The organism is Yokenella regensburgei ATCC 49455, from assembly GCF_000735455.1.
In the GTDB taxonomy this organism is placed as follows: Bacteria; Pseudomonadota; Gammaproteobacteria; order Enterobacterales; family Enterobacteriaceae; genus Yokenella; species Yokenella regensburgei.
Map to the genome: position 1 here is coordinate 1 of NZ_JMPS01000100.1, position 259 is coordinate 259.

1 protein-coding gene is annotated in these 259 nt (G+C 61.4%); it reads right to left on the reverse strand.

Annotated features, from left to right (window positions below; translation table 11 throughout):
* Positions 1-259: family 20 glycosylhydrolase (locus GYRE_RS23115; protein WP_156102671.1), on the reverse strand; the 259-nt coding region annotated here is incomplete at both ends.

A 259-nucleotide genomic window follows, 5' to 3' on the forward strand; every position in this document is an offset into this window, starting at 1 on the left:
CTCCGGGTAGGCCACTGCAATAGCGGAAGCGTGGCCCGGCATGTCGATTTCCGGTACCACCCGGATACCCCGCGCGGCGGCATAGCGCACAATCTCTTTCATCTGTGCCGGAGTGTAATAGAGTCCGTCGCTGGCCTTTTGCTGCAGCTTAGGATAGCGCGTGGAGGCAAAGCGCCAGCCCTGGTCGTCGGTCAGGTGCCAGTGCAGTACGTTCAGCTTTGCGGCCGCCATCCCGTCGATTTGTCGCTTGATGTCGTCC